Source organism: Jeotgalibacillus proteolyticus, assembly GCF_050107735.1.
GTDB classification, from domain to species: domain Bacteria; phylum Bacillota; class Bacilli; order Bacillales; family Jeotgalibacillaceae; genus Jeotgalibacillus; species Jeotgalibacillus proteolyticus_A.
Genome location: NZ_JBNILO010000045.1, coordinates 1 through 255, shown reverse-complemented (window position 1 = coordinate 255; position 255 = coordinate 1). Strand labels below are relative to the sequence as shown.

The window sequence follows — 255 nt, the reverse complement described above, 5'->3', positions numbered from 1 at the left end:
CTAGAGATAGACTTTTCCCTTCGGGGACAATGGTGACAGGTGGTGCATGGTTGTCGTCAGCTCGTGTCGTGAGATGTTGGGTTAAGTCCCGCAACGAGCGCAACCCTTGATCTTAGTTGCCAGCATTTAGTTGGGCACTCTAAGGTGACTGCCGGTGACAAACCGGAGGAAGGTGGGGATGACGTCAAATCATCATGCCCCTTATGACCTGGGCTACACACGTGCTACAATGGACGATACAAAGGGCAGCGAGAC

Annotated in this window: 1 rRNA gene; it reads left to right on the top strand. The window is 52.9% G+C overall.

The features are described 5' to 3' along the window. A 16S ribosomal RNA gene (locus ACQCT8_RS19075) occupies positions 1 to 255 on the top strand; the annotation flags it as partial.